The sequence below is a fragment of the Cellulophaga sp. genome (assembly GCF_039943695.1).
Taxonomy (GTDB): domain Bacteria; phylum Bacteroidota; class Bacteroidia; order Flavobacteriales; family Flavobacteriaceae; genus Cellulophaga.
On sequence record NZ_JBDVAA010000003.1, the window covers coordinates 19,267 to 35,840 of the forward strand.

Consider the following 16,574-nt stretch of genomic DNA (forward strand, 5'->3'; position numbering starts at 1 on the left):
TATGTAATAAAAGAAGTTCATAAATAACTCAAAATATACCCAGATTTGAAAGATTATTTTTATGAGGTTGAGAAACCAAGAATTTTAAAAATTTTAATGTTTTTAAAGGAGTCTTTACCAAAAAAATGTACAAGAAGTAATTATCAACTTACGCAAAATTTATTGCATAAACCATTTAGTTACGAATTAAATCTTCAGGAAAAACTGCAAATAATTGCAGACGAAATGCGTGAGCACTTATTAATTAAAGAGCCCATAAGGATTTTAACACTCAACAATGTTGAAGCAGGAAAGTTTGAAATGATAGATAACTTTAATTGTATTTATATCAATGCAAATACAAATACTCAAAATTTTCATCAAAAAATAGCAATCTTAGCTCACGAAATGTCGCATTATTATTTAATGAGAAAACATAATATTAAAAAAGAGTTTTTAAAAGAGAATGAACTTTTAACAGAATTGAATGCCGTTTATTGTGGATTTGGATTTTTATTATATAACGGATATCACGAAGAAAAAGTAGAAATAGGCAATAAGATTCACAAGCACAAAGTTGGTTATATTAGTACTAAAGTTATACAGGAAACAATAATACAAACAGCTTATGTTAGAAAGCAAAATCCTAATCATATTATGAAAAACTTAGATTTAGGATTTAAAGACACAATTACTTTAAAGTTTAAACTAAAAAAATTAATTAAGGAATACAATTTAGCAATGGCTAATAAAAAACAATAATACATATGATATGTACCGTATACACACATAAAATTGGTGTAGATAAAATTGTAGAAGTACTAAAAAAAAGTATTTCTAATGTAAGTGTAAATACTACAGGAAACTCTAGTAAAGTAGTAGCAGAAACCAAAGGTGGTTTGTTTGGTAAAGGCAGTAAATTACTAATTAATTATAGAGAACGGTTACAGCCAGATTATCAAATTCATGCAACAGAAGATTGCCCTTTGAACGAGAACTTAAAAGGTTTGTATGGTTATATAAATTCTTTGCCTACCAATAAAGACAAAGTAAAAGGCTTGTGTTTAGCCAAAGTACAAACATTAAACGCAGAGTTTTCTATTCAGCAAGAGGGTACCATTAAAAACTTAAAAGAAATAATATTAGAGTTAGCACAAGAATTAGATGCCTTACTTTTTGTACAGCCAGATGCTCTAATTTCAAAATCTAATGGTCAGCATTTTTTAGATAAAAATTTAGACTTAATTATTGATGGTGATGGTAATTGTGAAATAGAGGAATTAGTCGTAAATATAGACTCTAAGTATTATGACAAACCTCAAACAGAAGCTACAGAGGACCAAAAATTAAGAAAAGAACAAAATGATGCCTTTATAGCATCAAAAAATATAAAAGTAAATAAGAATTTACCATTTGTAGAGAGTGAAGATAGTGTAGAAATTCGTTCAGCAAAAGAAATAGCAGAGCGTGTAACTATACTAGCTGTTACTAATTTTGTTGCATTTAATTCTATGTCGGGTTCAGATGCATTAGAGTATATAAGTAAATATAATTTAACTGATTTAGTAACACCAAAAGAATTAGATTTTTTACAAAACCCTACCGAAGACAAAAAAAGTCAAGAAACTTGGAAATGCGAGTGTATTTGGGTGCTTTTTTGGGCATTAGACAAGACAACAGAAATAGGTTTTCCTAACGCATTGGCTGACTTAAATAATATACCAACAGAGCAATATCCCGTAGGTAAAGATAAAGATCCTTGGAATTTTATAAACGCACAAACTAGTGTAAAAAGTACAGCAGAAATATTAAATGCAAACGACTTATATTACCGTTTAGATTGGGCTTGTGTAGACGCAAGAATTAATGGTTTACAAATAGAAGAAGTTCACCCAGGCGTAGTTTACGAGCGTCATTACGCACTAAACTGGCTTATAAATTACAACAATGCCCAGTGGGATGATGTTAGTTGCGACACTTAAAATTTTAAATTAAATAAAAATCTAAAAATATGCCTAGAGCTATTATTTTAACTATTGTTGTATTTGCTGCAATTATAATTTTTTCTGTTTTTATTATTCCTAAAAAGAAAAAGAATAATATAGCAGTTGTAAACGACACTAAAAGTTTAAAGTCCAACAAGGTTTCTGTTGCTAATAAAAGTCTGTCTTATGCAGATAGACTTTTAGCAACCAAAAAATATTATCCTTTTACAAGGTGGCATACTAACTTTACAGAGTACGGTATGGAGCAGTACACAGAGGAAAATTGTAGTGCAGCAAGGCATATTTTTAATACCTTAATTGCTAATTTAATTACTTTAGGAGAAAATGGAAAAGAAATAGAGAAAGTTTCCTTTTTTGAAACTGCTGTAACTGAACTAAATAATTTAAATAGTAATGCTGACGGTTTAATAGAAACCGGAGAAAGAGAAGATTTATGTGAGCTTATAGATCATATTACACTAGCAGCTGATTTAAAACCAGATGATTATGCAGATGGTGAAGGATTAGCCGATTTATGGAGAGAATGGTAAGTTTTAACTAAAAAAATAAGATGAAAACACAGGACCTAAAAAATAAACCAACAGATAAATTAAAAGGAGAACTAAAAGGGTTAAAAGTAATTACAACTGCATTAACAATTGTAGTCTCTTTTTTAATTATTATATGTATTTATGGTTTAGTAGCCAAAGGTAATAATGCTGTTTTTACTCCCTTGTTAGTTGTTGCTTTCTCTACCGGAAGTATGATTCCTTTAAACTATATGAATATGAAAAAAATAAAAAAAGAATTAGAGTCAAGAGGGGTAAATTAAACTTTCTTAAATACAAAGTATAGACTAAAACTAGTACCAGTTTTTTTCAAATATAAAACTATACACTACGCATATAAAAGCATTTTTTTAGTTAACAATATTTACTGTATTTTCAATATTCAGTTTAAATAAAATAGTAGAAGAATGAGTGACACTGTTCATGGCGATGAAAAATCTAAAGAAGAAATTGAAAAATTAGCACAACAAGCAGAAAGTGGTGCGTATAAAATTTACCCAATACTTAAACCGGGAGACTGGGTTGGTATTAAGGCAGGTGCTGTAAAATCTAACTTAATAGGTACAGAAGAAGATTTAAAAGTTGTTGTAGGTTTTGGGTATGATACTCCAGATAATTTTGTGTTTTTAACTCATCAGCATTTAGAAAAATTAGATCCTGATGAAGTTTTACAAGAAGCTTTTAAAAATTTAGAAGAATTTGAGACAGAATTCACTGCAGTAGAGAAGCTAGACAATAAAGTTTTAACTTCTAGCGGACTAGATTTTTGTAGTGAACGCATATTATCTGCAAAACATATGCGTAAAGCACATGAAATGTTAGGTGCAGAAGAAATTTTGGTTAGTATACCTAGACGAACTTGTATGATGGTTGTTGCTAGGCACGCAGATACACAATTGTTAGGCACATTTATAAACTTGCACGTTGGTACTTGGGAAGATGACAGTTACGGTAATGCTCCTATTGCAAATTTACTTTTTGTGTTAAAAGAAGGCCAAATAGTGGGTACAATTCCTTTAGAAAAATAATTTTCCTTATTTTTTTATCTAAAAATCAATAATTACAAAAGATGATACATTTAATTGTAGGAAACACTGGTTCTGGTAAAACAACCTACGCTAACAAATTAAAAAATAAAACTGGCGGAATTGTTTTTTCAATAGATAAATGGAATAACACATTGTTTCTTGCAGATAAAAAGCCAGAAGATGGTTTAGAGTGGTTTTTAGAACGAATAAATAGGGCAGAAGAGTTAATTTTAAACTTGGTAACACAGCTGCAAAACACTAATGTAGATGCTATTTTAGATTTAGGGTTATCTAAATTAGAACACAGAGAAAAGTTTAGAAGATTTGCAAGTGAAAATGATTTTAAACTAACAACTCATTTTTTAGATATACCCAAAGAAACCAGACTAAAAAGGGTATTACAAAGAAATACAGAAAAAGGTGAAACGTTTGAGTTTGAAGTTACAAAAGAGAATTTTGACTTTATGGAAACTTGGTTTGAAAAACCAAGCGCAAACGAAATGAAAAATGGAATTGTTATTACAGCGTAATAACAGCTAAAAAATATATACAGATGATTGCAATACGTTTAGACGAAAAAATAGATGGAGAAGTACAAAATCTAATGATAGATACTTTTGAAGTTGTTGGTGCTAATAAAGGTAATTTAACTACTGATGATTTATTAAAAGGAGAAGAAAAGCTAGAACAAGTATTTTTTAAAGTAAAAGAAACTGGTTTTTACAAAGAAATAAAGGTTGTAAGCCTTGTTAAGGCATTAAATATAGAGTTTCAGGAGAATAATAATACTATTGAAGATGTACTTTATAAAGCTTGGTCTACTATGGTTGCTACAATGAACAAGGCTACATCACAAGAAGATTTTAATGCTAAGTTTGCGTTATTTGTGCCGTTGGTTTTAAAAAAAATGAACGAATTTAAAGCACAAGCAAGCTAATTAGATTTTTTACTTTTTAAAATAGATGTATGAACAACTTGCTCTATGAGGTTAAATATGCTGTAGAAACACATTTTAAATTTCTTCAGGACAATTATAATTTTACACCTTTTGAGCAGGTTTCGTTAGCATATGAATATCACTTTAAAGCAAATGATAGCGCAGGTAATTTTATAAATATTCATATAGAGTTAATAGCCTCTACGCCAATATGGGTAAATTTTAATGGTGTTTATATAGAAAACTTAATTACAGATAACCTTGTAGATAAGTACAATATAGAGTTGCATAATTTGTATGATAGTAACTTTAATAAATACTTAAAAACAAAAGATACAAAGTATATAAGTGCCAATATAGATAACTATAATTTATATGGTAACACTATAAATAACAACCGTTTACAGCGTATTGCTGAACTAATAAAAGAAGATTTTTATAAATTAGTTAGTGCTAGTAAAAAATATAAGGATCTTAAGGAGGAGGAAGCTGTAAAACAAAATCAGCAAATAAATTCTAATACGCTTAAAGAGTTTGCATTACTGGCAAACTCACAAGAATTTAAAGAGAAATTTATTAGTAACAACGTATTAATTGTAGATACAGATAAATGCCAAATAGACATAACATCTATAAAAGAACTGAAAAGTTTAATAAATACATTAACAAAAAATAAAAACAATGTAGTAATTGACTGTCATTTTGTTAATTAATTTAATTATGATTACTTTTTATTGTGTTTTACTGTATAATTCTAATCATTTTTCTTTCTTTTTTAATAAATGTTGTATAACTTAACTATCTAAGTAACTCCTTAATTTTGTAAGTTATATATGGCTATAGTGGCAAGTTCAATATTTGTAATAATAGGATTATTTTTAATTCTTGCTTTTCTTTACATTTTAATTAGAAATGGAAAGATAAAAAGAAACGGAATCCTAACTACAGCTAAAGTGGTATCTATATCTCTAGAAAAAGGTTCTGAAAATGAAGAAGGATTTTCTGGTGTTATAAAGGTACCTGTGTATAGTTTTGAGTATTATAAAAACGGAAAATTGCAAAGCCATAGAATTAAAGGAAGAAGTAATTCTAAAGTAGAAATAGGAGATGTAACTCCTGTTTATTATAATCCTAAAAATCCGCCAAAGGATTACTATTTGCCAAAGAAAGACTTTTTTATAAAGTATGTTTTTTTAGTAATAGGATTTGTTTTTTTTGCTATTGGTATCTCCAAAGGGTTTGATTTTTATAGCAATTATTTTTATGTATTTGGCATTCCTAATATAGATAAAGAAGGCTTCTTTATTAGAATATTCTTTGTGTTTTTAGGGTTTATATTGTGGTCTTCTATTACAAGGATAATTAACAACCTTATTTTTAAAAAGAAAAATAAGGCCGTTGATTTACAGCATAAAAATTACAAGGAATCTATTTGATTCCAATCTGTTTTTTGGTACTCATCAATCCATTCTTTTGGATAGGTAGCATACAAGTCTTTTAATAGTTTCTTGTTAGTATCTGATTTTTTAAAATCCTTGTAAAAGCTACCTAATAACCAAACGTTAGTATTTTTTAAATTTAACTTATGCAGATTATATAAAACTTCTTTAGAGCTAGTATTAGTATCTAAAAGTAAAAGAACTAAAGAACCAGAAGTTATAAAATCGCTCTTAAAATAAAGAGATAACTCATTTTTAATACGACGCATTATTGTTTCGTTTTCTAAAAACTGAATAAAGCGAGCTCTCTTTTTACGTAAATTAGGAAATGTTGTATATGAACCACATAGGGTAATAAATTTTAGGCTTTCTGTATAATCTTCATAAGCGGTATCGTAAACACTATCAGCATTTTCGTTATTTATTATTCCAAATAAAAAATATAAATGAGTTGGGTTTAAAAATGTATTATCTAAATCGTTATCATCAATATTATGAGCTACAGCCTTTAAAAATAAAGGATAATGTTTTTCTAAGGGTTTATATATGTTTCCAAGTTTAAGTTGGTAGTAAAATGCCAAATAAATATCTTCATCATCAATTTTAGACATTTTAGAACTCATTACACGGTTTATTTCATAATGATAAGAAGGATAAAACTGCCCTTGAAAATTGTTTTCATAAGCTTCTTTTTCACTAGCTATAAAATGCTTTATAATACCAATATTGTCTTTTTTAATTTCTGCAGCAAAATTTAAATTGCCGTATAATTCATTTTGTTTCTCTAATAAATCGTTTTTCATTTTATACGTTAAATTAACTTTTGTTCTGTATAATTTTAAATTGATATTTTTAAATAGTATCTACTAAATAGTTTTTTGTAGCTTTATTTGCTAGTCTTTTTGCTTTAGTTTCTTGGGTATTAAAAGGGGAAGTGTTAGAAAGAGAAACACCTAATTCTTTCTCTATTTTTTCTTTAGAAATCTCCAATGCTTTATGTATAAATAAAGGGTACATATCTTTAAAAAACCAGTCTTGCAGATTGTTGTAAAACTTATTATCAAAATCGTAAAAAGTATTTTTTGTGCTTATCTCGTATTTTTTATCATTTAAAATAAAAGAGTAGTGTAAGGCAATAATTATACTAGTGTTGGCACCTTCTTTATCATCTGGCCAGTCATAAATTAAAAATATAGCATTATCTACGCCAATTTTAGGAGTAACTTTTTTAGTCACTTCTTTTTTGCTAGTAATCTCAAAGCCGCCACCAGTGGTTATTTTTAGTATATGTTCTGGATAATCCATTATATTTTTTGTTTAAAAATATAAGAATTATGTATTGGTTATAAATGCCTTTTGTAAGTGTTACTATTTGTTTTGTATTTGCTATTTAGATGTTAAAAATATTCCTGTTTTAAAATGAAAAGGTTAGCTTCGTTTTTATAAGAACGCATACCGCATACATGAAATATTGCTTTTTAAATAATAGTTTAATATACAGTAGTTTACTCTTTTTAGTGTTAAGTTGTACACAACCTAAAAACAACCTAGTAGAGTTTAATAACACTATAAAAATAACAGACAGTCTTTCGCAATTTAAGTCTGAAAAGTCAATACAAATATTAGATAGTTTACAAACTAATTTTATAGGAATTACACCTGAGCAAGAAGCTTTAATTCTGTTTAAAAAAGGCGAAATATACTATGTTAACAATATGTATTTAGAGGCTATAACTGCACAAAAAAAAGCAAATAGCTTATTTACAGCCCAAAAAGATTTTTACAACAAAACAAGGAGTTTAATAACGCTTAGTGCTGCCAATTTGCGTTTTAAAAATCTAGAGAAGTCTCAAGAATACGCTTTAGAAGCATTAAGCAATGCTACAGAGTTAAAAGACAAAAGACTGCTGGCTAAAGCTAATAATTTATTGTTTCAGTTACATTTTACTTTAGAAGATTACCCTAAAGCTTTAAGCTACATACAAAAGGCAGATAGCCTTTTTACCTACCAAAAAGATACAACATCTGTTATTGCTATAAAAAGTAATATTGCAGCCATTTATTTAAAGGAAAAAAATTATAACAAAGCCTTAGAGGCATACCAAAAAGCACTGCAATTAGGACAATATACCAAGTCACCCCAAACCTTAGTTAAAATTTTAAATAACATAGGTTTTACGTATATAGAAACAGAAAATTATGCATCTGCAGCAAAGTTTTTACAAGCAGCTATAAAGGTAAATAAAAGCATTACGGCTAAAAACGGTGCGCCATATAAAGGCTTAGGGTATACTTACTTTTTAAATAACAATTTTATAATTGCAGAAGGCTATTACAAACAATCGTTAGAAATTTACCAACAGAATAAAGACACGCCACAACAAATACAAATTTTAGACAAGCTTATAACTATTGCCATACGTACTAATAAGCCAGAAGATGCACTTGCGTATCAACAAAAAAGAGATGTACTACAAATAGAGCAGCATAAAAAAGAAACAGAGCGTTTATTAAATTTTTCTAATGTAAAATATAAAACAAAAGAAAAAGAGGCTGAGTTACTATTTTTAAAGCAAATTGCTGCTAAAAACAGAATGCTTTACGGTAGTTTGTTTGCTGCGTTATTGTTACTATTGGTTTTGTTAGGTGCCTATTTGTACATTACAAAACTAAAGGCAGCCAATAAGGCATCACAACTAGAGCAGAGCTTGCTTAGAATGCAAATGAATCCGCATTTTATATTTAATACACTTGCCGCAATACAAAATATTACTTTAGAGAAAGACCCTATAAAATCATCTAACTACATAGCTAAATTTGCTAAATTAATTCGTCAGAATTTTGACTATGTACGCAAAGAATCTATTAGTTTAGAACGAGAAATTAATATGATTTCTAACTACATAGAAACACAACAATTACGTTTTGATTATGCTTTTAATTACGTTTTAAATGTTGCTACAGATTGTGATGTACATACTTTAAAAGTACCACCAATGTTGTTACAACCGTTTTTAGAAAATGCTATAGAATATGGTTTAAAAGAAAAAAAGCAAGGCGGTATTTTAGAGTTATCAATTTATAAAGAAGATGCTAAATTGTGTTTTGTTATTACAGATAATGGTTTGGGAAGATCACATCAATCTAAAACAAAAAAAAGTAAAGAATTGCACGCTACAGATGTTTTTATAGAACGATTAAAATTGCGTAAAAAAGCAGAAGAAAAGAGCTTTGTAATTGAAGATTTATTTAACAAGGATAACCAACCTATAGGAACAAAAATAGCCTTTAAATTAAGTATTACATGATAAAAGTAGTTATAGTAGAAGACGAGTTTAATGCTCAAAATACCTTATCTAAATTACTAAAATACACTCAAAAAGATATAGATGTAATAGCAACAATAGATACGGTTAATGATGCTATTCTATTTTTAAACGAAAATACACCAGATTTAGTTTTTATGGATATAGAACTAATTGGAGGTAATGCATTTACAATATTAGATGCATTAGATAAAATATCTTTTAGAATTATTTTTACTACTGCTTATGATGATTTTGCTATACAAGCTATACGTGTAGATGCTATAGATTATTTACTTAAACCAATAGATTCTGATGAGCTTACAGCGTGTATAGACAGGTTTAGAACTTTATACAAGCAAGATAAGAAGGTGCTTAGTTTAGAAATGAAAATTCAGGATTTAGAAACTAAGGACGAGCATAAGAATTTATTAATTAAAACCACTCAAGAGCAACACATATTGCCTTTAAATGACATCATTAGGTGCCAGTCTGATGGGAGTTACACTATTTTTTATACAGCAGATAAAAAAATAATGAGTGCCCGTAATTTAAAGTATTATGAGAATATTTTAAGCGAACAAATATTTGTTAGAGTACACCAATCTCACCTTATAAATATAAATTATATAGAGTCTATTGTGCTAAATAATATATTATTAAAAGACGGAGAAAAAATTCCGTTAGCCTCTAGAAAAAAGAGCTACTTAAAACAGTTTTTAGCCAATTTGTAAACGGATTTAAAACAAAAAACAACGCTTGTAAAACCGTTTATCACATAAGTGTGTTTTAGTGCTATTTTAGAATCATAGATTATTAAAATTAACACTTAAAACATACAATTATGGGACTTAAAGAAAAGAAAATTACAAAAGCATTTCAAGACGAAAAATTACCTGCATTAAAGGAGCAAATTATAAAAGCAGCTGGCTTTGATGTTCCTTTAGAAATAGAATGGGAAACATTATTTGAAGACCGTTTTACGCATTTGTATATGGATACATATTCTCAAATTTATTTTGAGCCATTAGTAGAAGCTTTTACAGCAATTACTGCAGATGATATGGGTAAAGAAGCATTACAAGAAGGGCTTAAAAAAGTTGTAATTGTAAACAGAGATAATCACCACAATCCAGAAAGAGCTTATACTTTTACAGATGGTGTTTTAGAAGTAAATCACTGCCCAGTAAGTAATGCTCCAGATGTTAGTAGCAGAGTAAAAGTACTTACAAATTTGTTAGAGAATAACTTGTAAAATATAAGTTATATGCAAACTACTCTAAGAGATTTAACACAAGGAGAAATAAATAATTTAGAGCTAGATTTAGATTTGGCGTATTCTATTTGTAAAAAATATGAACCTGATTTTAGTGGTTCATTTACAGCTATTCTGTTAACCAAAGTTTTTGGACTTTGGTTAACAGATTCGTCAAATTTTGTAGCTAATGAAGATATAGCAGACTTTAACTCTAAATGTCTAACCAAACCAACGCCTAAAATGGTAGAGTTTGGTTTAGGAAGTGCTTACGGCGAAGTCCTAAACGAGGAGTTTGGTACCAGTTGGAAGCATATTACAGATGAGTATGGTGCAGAAATTTGCATTCGTAATGAAGATCCTGTGTATACTACTTTCCCTTATACAATAGTTCAAAAAAGAATAGATTCTAAAGAAACTTCTTTTTTTGAGCCTATAATGGAAACTATGAGGTATAACATAGGTAAAAAATAAGAGGCAATTATTTAATGGCAGATGATGATAAGGGAAAAGTAGACCTGCAAAAGTTAATAGTAAATAACACCTATGCAGGTTTATTGTTGTTTTATAGAGATTGTGATTTAGATGAATCATTAATTTCTAAGTACAAAAAAAATCAAATTTTAAAAGAAGAAGGCTTTACAGACGTATCTGCATTTAGTGCAGGCTTGTCTAAAAAGGTTAGGTTTACAATTGCAAGTAACAAAGCCATAAATATGGCTAAAATTAATCCGGATGTAGCTAAGTTTGGCTTTTATGTAGTTAGGGCGCCTGGCTTTTTTAAAGTGTTAGATGTATATAAAACAGGAGATAAAACACATATTATTTTACTTCATATAGATAAAGATTATGTTGTGTTTTTTAAAAGGAGCAACATGTCTTTAGACGAACAAATTATAAACTTAGCAAAAAAGAGATTTTCAAGAAATTTAGTAGCAGATTATAATGTGTTTTTATATGAAGAAGAATGGCTAGAGAGAACCAAAAACCCTATAGGAATGACAGATGATGGAGAGCTTTTTTTACTTACAGCCAATAAATAAAACTAAAAAAACCAAGATTAACACTTAAAAATGTAAATGGAAAACGAAAAAAATAACCAAGAATTAAATATGGCTGACTTTAAGATAATAGAGAAATTAAAACCACAATCTTTTAATGATTTAGTTGAAAATTATGCAGGTTTGTCTTTTGAAAAACAATATATTTTTGGCGATGTAATAGGAGATAATGGTTGGCAACTAGATATGGGTAAAGCTACTATTGCTTTTGGAGAGTTATCTTTTCCAATACAAGTAATAGGTTCATTATCTTTTAATACAAGTTCTTGGATGTGGGGCTGGGCAAACACGCAAAGCGGAATTCCAGAAAATTTATTGCTACAGTCTAATAAGTTGAAAGAATTTGGAGAAGAACATGCAATTAATGAGCTTATAGAACCTCATTTTAATGTAGATGAAAATTTTGAGCATAAAATGGGAATGGTTGCTTGTGGTTTGTTTAACTCTAAAAGCTATTACTGTGCTAATTACGGACAAGGAACATTGGTTGTAACTATAGATGATAATAAAATACCAGCAATAGATAAGAGCAAACTAGAGAAGGTTTTAACTGTATTTCCTCAGTTAATAAGCTCTATAAGTATAGCGCACGTGAGTGCTTTAAAAAACTATTTAATAGATCGTGACTTTAAGCTTAGTATGTCTGATAAGGAGATAAAAGGAGAAAAAGATGGTAAAGTAGTTACGGCTGAGTTTGATGATTTAGGAAGGTTACAGTCCTTAAGTGGTAAACTTTAAATATTAGAATCCAACTAAACCAAATAAGTAAAGCTCTGTAGCGTAAATGTTACAGGGCTTTTTATGTTTTAAGTATTTAAATAGTATCAAAATTGAATAATAAACATTACTTTCTTAATTAATTTTTTAGTTTTATTTTCTTAAAAATTAATCTGATATCAAACTAAATAAATGAACAACCAATTAAGTCTAATTAAAACTAAAATTTACGATAAGTGTAAATTCACCATAACCAACTTTATATTAGAAGAAGAAAGTAAGGAATATGATGCTTGCAGGTTTTTGTTAAGCGGACACGTTATTATTAGCAGAAACTCTAAAATAACACCTAAAAAACTTGGTCAGTTTGTTACGTTTTGGAAACGAAGTAAAAGTGGACCAATAGAGCCGTTTAATTATACAGATAACATAGACTTTTTTATTGTAAACGTAGCAGATCAAGATAATTTTGGACAGTTTGTTTTTCCTAAATCTGTTTTACTAAAAAAAGGAATACTATCTACAGAGAAAAAGGAGGGTAAAAGGGCATTTAGAGTATACCCTAGTTGGGTTGTGCCAATAAGTAAACAGGCTTTAAAAACCAAAGAGTGGCAATTAAAATATTTTTATATTATTAATGATGAAATCAATCTAGAGGAGGTTAATGCTCTTTATAGTTAGTTCATATAAGTTAAATTAATTCCCTGTAAAAAGGGTGGTGTTTTCACTAGATATAGGCTTATAATCCTAGTGAAATAGTTACATCTTTGGAGTATCTAAATATTGTGAATCACGGTATTGTAATACAACATTAAAAAGATGGTATGAAACTTAAACACACTTTATCTCTAATATTACTAGCAGCTTTGTTTTTTACTTCTTGTAAAGACCGGCAATATGCTTCTAACATACAAACCAACTATGTAACTAAAAGTAAGGGAGATATTTTTATGAGTAGTAGAATAGAACTATTAGAAGATACCATTAGAGACTTAAAAAAAGAGGTAGCTTCTTTAACGTCTTATAAATCAAAGGTTGTAAGCGGAAAATTAATATTTGGAGTAGAAGTTGCAACTTTTCAGCCTTGTGGCAGTGATAAAATATTCTGGATTACAGATAACTCTAAAGAAACAGGTAAATTAGAAAAACTGTACTATGCCTTAACAAACGGTAAAGATCCATACTCACCAATTTATGCTAAAATTGAAATAATAGATAAAGGCAAGGATAAGTATGGTTTTGCAGCAGATTACAATGGTACATACGAGTATGTTAATGTTTTAGAGGTAAGACATATAAAGTCTTCAGATTGTAAATAAAATTATAGATTGATGAAAAAAATACTTTTACTCTTATTTTTAGGTATACAATTTGGCTTTGCGCAAACAAGTGTTAAACAAATTAGCTTGTCAGACGCCGCATTGCAATTAACCAAGGATAATGTAACCTACGATCCTAGCTATTTTTCTATAGATTATCCTAATGGTGATGTGCCTAGTGATAAAGGTGTCTGTACAGATGTTATTATTAGAGCGTACCGAAAATTAGGAATAGATCTACAAAAAAATGTGCATTTAGATATGAAGTCTAATTTTAATGTCTACCTAAAATTATGGGGTTTAAAAACTACAGATAAAAATATAGATCACCGCAGAGTACCTAATTTAATGACCTATTTTAAAAGAAAAGGAGAAGAAAAATTAATATCTAAAAAAGCAGAAGATTATGTTGCTGGCGATATAGTTTGTTGGAATTTAGGAGGAGCCACTACACATATTGGTATTGTTGTAAATAAAAAATCTAAAGATGGTAAAAGAAACTTAATTGTACACAATATTGGAGGTGGCCAAGTTTTACAAGATTGCCTTTTTTCTTTTAAAATTATTGGTCATTATAGGTATAAAATATAGACTTTATTACCCTGTAAACTGCTAGTTTGTTTTTACCATAAGTAGGTTATTTTTAAGCACTAAATATCTTCAACTTTGTTACCTTAATATCTGTAAAGAACCAACAGGTAAACGTTTAATTTATATGCGTATTTATAAAACTATTACATACTTCTGCTTTTTTTTGGTAATGTGCTCTTGCGCAACACTAAAAAATACACCTACGGCAGCAAATAGGGTAGAGTTAACAGCAGATAATTTACATTTAATAAATAGTACATATCAAAATAACATAAAAAATACGACTTACGCTTCAGAGTTTTTTTGGGGATCTTTTTTTAGCAAAAAGGAGAGTGATGCTGTTTTTGGTAATGAGTCCAAAGAAAAACCACCTTTTTTTATCACACTAAAAGCAGTAAACAAAAAAAGAATAAATGCAACTGTTACGGTAAATGATAGTGTTTTAAAAACAATAAAAATTAGAGGCCGAATTAAAAATGGATACTTTGAACAAAACAGAAAAATGTATATTATTCCTATTGCAATTATAAATGTTGCTTATTCATCAAAATTTAGAATAGGACTAATGAGTAATAGTAACGTTACTACAGATTTCCAAAAGATAGAAACAGGAACGGTCTACTTTTTTCATCCATTTAATAACAATATTGCTAGTTATAATTTAGAACATAAAAAAACAGCTAATTTTATTACAGCTCAAAGAGTTTTTAAGTGAGATACAATTAAAACAACAAAAATAGATACAAAATAAAAGTAATTAATAGCAGTTACAAATACTAAAAAGGCAATATAAGATGTTTTACATTATAATAATTATACTAACTATAATTAGTGCATTAACACTAGGTATGTTTAGGAAAAATGCTGTAACACAACCTAAAAAATATATAGTTGTAGTGTCTGCTATAGGCTTAGTTGTGAGCCTAATAATGGGGCTTTATATAGGAACCGCGTATACTCACGGTTTTGATATTCCGTGGTGGTTTTTTAGTATTTTTTTTTTATAATGATACTAGTCCCGTGCCTTATTTTAGTTGCATTAGCACAATTAAAATTAAAAGTAAAAAAGCGCAGAGATTAAAAAAGTAATACTAGAACAGTAATGAAAGACGATTTAAATAATAAAAACTTAGATATGGATAACGAAGAGTTAGAAGATGATATGCAAGTAAGAACTAAAACTGCAGTAGCAGAACGTATTTTAGGTTTGCTAGCAATTATAGGTAAGGTTCATCAAGGACAAGAACCTAGTTTTAAGTCTTGGGTTACCAATAATGGCATAAATAATTACTTGTCTTTTAAAGAAACAGAATTTATAAATTCAGTAGAGCCAGAAGAAAATGACATTGTAAACTTTAGTTGGCGAGCAGAGGCCTTAACATCTTTGTTTTGGGCTGTAAATTTAATAGAAGAAATGCCAGCCTTAAATACACAGTTTGATGTGTACAGCATTAGAGAGCTTGCCGAAATAATAGGCACCCCTAAAGCATTTATAAAATCTGTTACGCTAAGGTCTGATGAGGATTTAATGGCCATGGAAACAGAGTTGTACAATCAGCATTGGCGAGTAAGAGACGCACAATTATTTGGTAAAGAAATGCCAGAAGAATTAAACCCTAGTGTTGTATATGAAAGAAGATATGCACTTAGTTGGATAATTGGCTATGGTGATGATTGGGACAGTGTGCCAACAGACACCTAAAAATTATAATTAGTATGTTAATACAGTAAAAAACACAAGGCGTTAAATCTATGGTAAAATAGAACAATACGCCTTGTATCACTTCATAAAAAAGTCTAATTAACGTATCTTGCAGGCTTCATTTAAAGATGAATCTTATGCAAGACAATAAAACACTAAATTATATAAAAGATGTAGTAGCAAATATGCCAAAAGATTGGTTAAACTTAACTACACATCGTCTAGATATTTACAATGAAGAACTAGCTAAAGTTCAGTTTTTAAATGAGCTAGAGGCTTTATATGTAGCAAATAATAGTACTACAACTGCTTTAAGTGAGTTACACACTGCTTATGACTACATTAGACTAGGTCATCCTTTATCTTGTGTGCTAGAGTGGGGAATAGCAAAACTACACGGTTTAGACACACAAAATGTAATAAGTTTTGACTCTAACACTGTTCCTGTTTTATCAATATTGCGTAAAAATTTATTTGATAAAAAAGAAACTCAAATACTATATACAGGTGAGTTGCCAGCTAATTTTAATGTAGATGTTATTGAAAACGTTTATGGCTACAATTTCAACCTAAAAAAAATAAATAGCGCTAATGATGTTACTGCTTTTAATGGTAGTACCGTTTTTATTGAAGATCAGAAAACCATTGGTGCAGTTACCTTAAATTCTAACATAGATTTTTACATAA

At 28.9% G+C, this 16,574-nt stretch carries 22 protein-coding genes and 1 pseudogene; 21 read left to right on the forward strand and 2 right to left on the reverse strand.

The window, feature by feature from the left end:
* The first annotated feature begins 45 nt into the window (after positions 1-45).
* The 9 genes from ABJD66_RS00055 to ABJD66_RS00095 all read left to right on the forward strand — a co-directional run bounded on the left by ABJD66_RS00055 (position 46) and on the right by ABJD66_RS00095 (position 5,934).
* Positions 46-741, forward strand: coding sequence for a hypothetical protein (locus tag ABJD66_RS00055; RefSeq protein ID WP_348126799.1), 696 nt, complete (start codon positions 46-48; stop codon positions 739-741).
* Positions 742-746: 5 nt separating this feature from the next.
* Complete coding sequence (locus tag ABJD66_RS00060) at positions 747-1,961, forward strand: DUF4272 domain-containing protein (protein ID WP_348126802.1); 1,215 nt, start codon at positions 747-749, stop codon at positions 1,959-1,961.
* Between the two features lie 29 nt (positions 1,962-1,990).
* Positions 1,991-2,515 carry a hypothetical protein gene (locus ABJD66_RS00065; protein ID WP_348126805.1) on the forward strand — a complete coding sequence of 175 codons (525 nt, stop codon included), beginning with the start codon at positions 1,991-1,993 and terminating at the stop codon, positions 2,513-2,515.
* 20 nt (positions 2,516-2,535) lie between these two features.
* Positions 2,536-2,796 carry a hypothetical protein gene (locus ABJD66_RS00070; RefSeq protein WP_303541717.1) on the forward strand — a complete coding sequence of 87 codons (261 nt, stop codon included), beginning with the start codon at positions 2,536-2,538 and terminating at the stop codon, positions 2,794-2,796.
* Between the two features lie 144 nt (positions 2,797-2,940).
* Complete coding sequence (locus ABJD66_RS00075) at positions 2,941-3,561, forward strand: hypothetical protein (protein ID WP_348126809.1); 621 nt, start codon at positions 2,941-2,943, stop codon at positions 3,559-3,561.
* A 41-nt stretch (positions 3,562-3,602) separates the two neighbouring features.
* Positions 3,603-4,091 (forward strand): ATP-binding protein, encoded by a 489-nt coding sequence (locus tag ABJD66_RS00080; protein ID WP_348126812.1) that lies wholly within the window; start codon positions 3,603-3,605, stop codon positions 4,089-4,091.
* Between the two features lie 23 nt (positions 4,092-4,114).
* Positions 4,115-4,498, forward strand: coding sequence for a hypothetical protein (locus tag ABJD66_RS00085; RefSeq protein ID WP_348126815.1), 384 nt, complete (start codon positions 4,115-4,117; stop codon positions 4,496-4,498).
* 29 nt (positions 4,499-4,527) lie between these two features.
* On the forward strand, positions 4,528-5,211 hold the full coding sequence (locus ABJD66_RS00090) for a hypothetical protein (protein WP_348126818.1): 684 nt from the start codon (positions 4,528-4,530) through the stop codon (positions 5,209-5,211).
* 120 nt (positions 5,212-5,331) lie between these two features.
* Positions 5,332-5,934 carry a DUF3592 domain-containing protein gene (locus tag ABJD66_RS00095; RefSeq protein ID WP_348126821.1) on the forward strand — a complete coding sequence of 201 codons (603 nt, stop codon included), beginning with the start codon at positions 5,332-5,334 and terminating at the stop codon, positions 5,932-5,934.
* Here ABJD66_RS00095 and ABJD66_RS00100 read toward each other — a convergent pair.
* Positions 5,916-6,740 carry a hypothetical protein gene (locus ABJD66_RS00100; protein ID WP_348126824.1) on the reverse strand — a complete coding sequence of 275 codons (825 nt, stop codon included), beginning with the start codon at positions 6,738-6,740 and terminating at the stop codon, positions 5,916-5,918. The two genes, ABJD66_RS00095 and ABJD66_RS00100, sit on opposite strands and share 19 nt — an antisense overlap.
* 49 nt (positions 6,741-6,789) lie before the next feature.
* Positions 6,790-7,242 carry a hypothetical protein gene (locus tag ABJD66_RS00105; protein WP_348126827.1) on the reverse strand — a complete coding sequence of 151 codons (453 nt, stop codon included), beginning with the start codon at positions 7,240-7,242 and terminating at the stop codon, positions 6,790-6,792.
* 158 nt (positions 7,243-7,400) lie between these two features.
* On the opposite strand from ABJD66_RS00105, the gene ABJD66_RS00110 reads away from it, so the two are divergent.
* The 12 genes and pseudogenes from ABJD66_RS00110 to ABJD66_RS00165 all read left to right on the forward strand — a co-directional run.
* On the forward strand, positions 7,401-9,245 hold the full coding sequence (locus ABJD66_RS00110) for a tetratricopeptide repeat protein (protein ID WP_348126830.1): 1,845 nt from the start codon (positions 7,401-7,403) through the stop codon (positions 9,243-9,245).
* Positions 9,242-9,976 (forward strand): LytTR family DNA-binding domain-containing protein, encoded by a 735-nt coding sequence (locus ABJD66_RS00115; protein ID WP_100895805.1) that lies wholly within the window; start codon positions 9,242-9,244, stop codon positions 9,974-9,976. The genes ABJD66_RS00110 and ABJD66_RS00115 overlap by 4 nt, the downstream gene beginning before the upstream one ends.
* Positions 9,977-10,086: 110 nt before the next feature.
* The gene (locus ABJD66_RS00120; RefSeq protein ID WP_348126834.1) at positions 10,087-10,497 is read left to right on the forward strand and encodes a hypothetical protein; all 411 of its coding nucleotides are present in this window, start codon (positions 10,087-10,089) and stop codon (positions 10,495-10,497) included.
* 12 nt (positions 10,498-10,509) lie between these two features.
* Positions 10,510-10,971: a DUF3806 domain-containing protein gene (locus ABJD66_RS00125; protein WP_348126837.1), complete on the forward strand. Its 462-nt coding sequence runs from the start codon at positions 10,510-10,512 to the stop codon at positions 10,969-10,971.
* Positions 10,972-10,985: 14 nt separating this feature from the next.
* Entirely contained in the window at positions 10,986-11,540 is a 555-nt protein-coding gene (locus ABJD66_RS00130; RefSeq protein ID WP_348126840.1) for a hypothetical protein, read from the forward strand.
* Positions 11,541-11,576: 36 nt separating this feature from the next.
* The gene (locus tag ABJD66_RS00135) at positions 11,577-12,296 is read left to right on the forward strand and encodes a DUF6882 domain-containing protein (protein ID WP_348126843.1); all 720 of its coding nucleotides are present in this window, start codon (positions 11,577-11,579) and stop codon (positions 12,294-12,296) included.
* A gap of 171 nt (positions 12,297-12,467) precedes the next feature.
* Positions 12,468-12,956 carry a MepB family protein gene (locus ABJD66_RS00140; RefSeq protein ID WP_348126845.1) on the forward strand — a complete coding sequence of 163 codons (489 nt, stop codon included), beginning with the start codon at positions 12,468-12,470 and terminating at the stop codon, positions 12,954-12,956.
* Positions 12,957-13,099: 143 nt separating this feature from the next.
* Complete coding sequence (locus ABJD66_RS00145) at positions 13,100-13,594, forward strand: hypothetical protein (protein WP_348126848.1); 495 nt, start codon at positions 13,100-13,102, stop codon at positions 13,592-13,594.
* 12 nt (positions 13,595-13,606) lie between these two features.
* A complete protein-coding gene (locus tag ABJD66_RS00150) occupies positions 13,607-14,185 on the forward strand; it encodes a DUF1287 domain-containing protein (RefSeq protein WP_348126851.1) in 579 nt (192 codons plus the stop codon).
* 124 nt (positions 14,186-14,309) lie between these two features.
* Positions 14,310-14,900 carry a hypothetical protein gene (locus ABJD66_RS00155; protein WP_348126854.1) on the forward strand — a complete coding sequence of 197 codons (591 nt, stop codon included), beginning with the start codon at positions 14,310-14,312 and terminating at the stop codon, positions 14,898-14,900.
* 387 nt (positions 14,901-15,287) lie between these two features.
* The gene (locus ABJD66_RS00160; RefSeq protein WP_348126857.1) at positions 15,288-15,887 is read left to right on the forward strand and encodes a DUF4272 domain-containing protein; all 600 of its coding nucleotides are present in this window, start codon (positions 15,288-15,290) and stop codon (positions 15,885-15,887) included.
* 137 nt (positions 15,888-16,024) lie between these two features.
* Positions 16,025-16,574 (forward strand): annotated as a pseudogene (locus tag ABJD66_RS00165) (cystathionine beta-synthase); the annotation flags it as partial.

Coding starts and splice junctions, on each gene's coding strand:
- ABJD66_RS00060 (WP_348126802.1), top strand. CDS start 747: ATGATATGTACCGTATACACACATAAAATTGGTGTAGATAAAATTGTA.
- ABJD66_RS00065 (WP_348126805.1), top strand. CDS start 1,991: ATGCCTAGAGCTATTATTTTAACTATTGTTGTATTTGCTGCAATTATA.
- ABJD66_RS00070 (WP_303541717.1), top strand. CDS start 2,536: ATGAAAACACAGGACCTAAAAAATAAACCAACAGATAAATTAAAAGGA.
- ABJD66_RS00075 (WP_348126809.1), top strand. CDS start 2,941: ATGAGTGACACTGTTCATGGCGATGAAAAATCTAAAGAAGAAATTGAA.
- ABJD66_RS00080 (WP_348126812.1), top strand. CDS start 3,603: ATGATACATTTAATTGTAGGAAACACTGGTTCTGGTAAAACAACCTAC.
- ABJD66_RS00085 (WP_348126815.1), top strand. CDS start 4,115: ATGATTGCAATACGTTTAGACGAAAAAATAGATGGAGAAGTACAAAAT.
- ABJD66_RS00090 (WP_348126818.1), top strand. CDS start 4,528: ATGAACAACTTGCTCTATGAGGTTAAATATGCTGTAGAAACACATTTT.
- ABJD66_RS00095 (WP_348126821.1), top strand. CDS start 5,332: ATGGCTATAGTGGCAAGTTCAATATTTGTAATAATAGGATTATTTTTA.
- ABJD66_RS00100 (WP_348126824.1), bottom strand. CDS start 6,740: ATGAAAAACGATTTATTAGAGAAACAAAATGAATTATACGGCAATTTA.
- ABJD66_RS00105 (WP_348126827.1), bottom strand. CDS start 7,242: ATGGATTATCCAGAACATATACTAAAAATAACCACTGGTGGCGGCTTT.
- ABJD66_RS00110 (WP_348126830.1), top strand. CDS start 7,401: ATGAAATATTGCTTTTTAAATAATAGTTTAATATACAGTAGTTTACTC.
- ABJD66_RS00115 (WP_100895805.1), top strand. CDS start 9,242: ATGATAAAAGTAGTTATAGTAGAAGACGAGTTTAATGCTCAAAATACC.
- ABJD66_RS00120 (WP_348126834.1), top strand. CDS start 10,087: ATGGGACTTAAAGAAAAGAAAATTACAAAAGCATTTCAAGACGAAAAA.
- ABJD66_RS00125 (WP_348126837.1), top strand. CDS start 10,510: ATGCAAACTACTCTAAGAGATTTAACACAAGGAGAAATAAATAATTTA.
- ABJD66_RS00130 (WP_348126840.1), top strand. CDS start 10,986: ATGGCAGATGATGATAAGGGAAAAGTAGACCTGCAAAAGTTAATAGTA.
- ABJD66_RS00135 (WP_348126843.1), top strand. CDS start 11,577: ATGGAAAACGAAAAAAATAACCAAGAATTAAATATGGCTGACTTTAAG.
- ABJD66_RS00140 (WP_348126845.1), top strand. CDS start 12,468: ATGAACAACCAATTAAGTCTAATTAAAACTAAAATTTACGATAAGTGT.
- ABJD66_RS00145 (WP_348126848.1), top strand. CDS start 13,100: ATGAAACTTAAACACACTTTATCTCTAATATTACTAGCAGCTTTGTTT.
- ABJD66_RS00150 (WP_348126851.1), top strand. CDS start 13,607: ATGAAAAAAATACTTTTACTCTTATTTTTAGGTATACAATTTGGCTTT.
- ABJD66_RS00155 (WP_348126854.1), top strand. CDS start 14,310: ATGCGTATTTATAAAACTATTACATACTTCTGCTTTTTTTTGGTAATG.
- ABJD66_RS00160 (WP_348126857.1), top strand. CDS start 15,288: ATGAAAGACGATTTAAATAATAAAAACTTAGATATGGATAACGAAGAG.